The organism is Thermococcus sp. ES12 (assembly GCF_012027515.1).
Lineage (GTDB): Archaea > Methanobacteriota_B > Thermococci > Thermococcales > Thermococcaceae > Thermococcus > Thermococcus barossii.
The window spans coordinates 1-465 of the sequence record NZ_SNUP01000055.1 but is presented as its reverse complement, the minus strand read 5'-3'; the positions used below and the strand labels follow the sequence as shown (position 1 = coordinate 465).

General features: G+C 35.9%; 1 protein-coding gene. It reads right to left on the bottom strand.

Translation table 11 applies throughout. The features are described from left to right. Positions 1 to 154 precede the first annotated feature (154 nt). Positions 155 to 465 (bottom strand): response regulator transcription factor (locus tag E3E37_RS10990; RefSeq protein WP_167717380.1); only part of this gene is annotated, 311 nt, incomplete at its 5' end.

Below are 465 nucleotides of genomic sequence, written 5' to 3'. Positions count from 1 at the left end.
TGCGCAACATTCTTCAATATTGCATGAAATACTGAATCTTCAGTATAAATCTCAGCAAAGTAACGTTTTTCTTCTTTCCTTACTGTGACATGGTCTATTTTCTCTGAATTGACGATGTGTAATACGTCCTTGTGCTTTTGTATTATTAACAAACTCATTGTTCACTCACCTCTTCAAGAATAGCGTTTTCTTCTTCCTCTGAAAGCTCTTTGACTTCAATCCAGCCTTGCTCTTCAAGTTGTCGTATTACTTCATTCCTTGAGATTATTTTTCCAAGAAAATCTACGACTTTTTCAAGCGTTTCAAATTGCTTTGAGTCCAAAGTTATATAACGGCCTCTCCATGTCCTTCTAACCAAATCTACTCTGTATCCTGTCTTTCTTTTGTATTTTTTGACTTTAGCAAACTCAAAACCACTCCAAGTTTCGCCAAACACCACTTTGACTTCATCTTTCATTTGAGCCA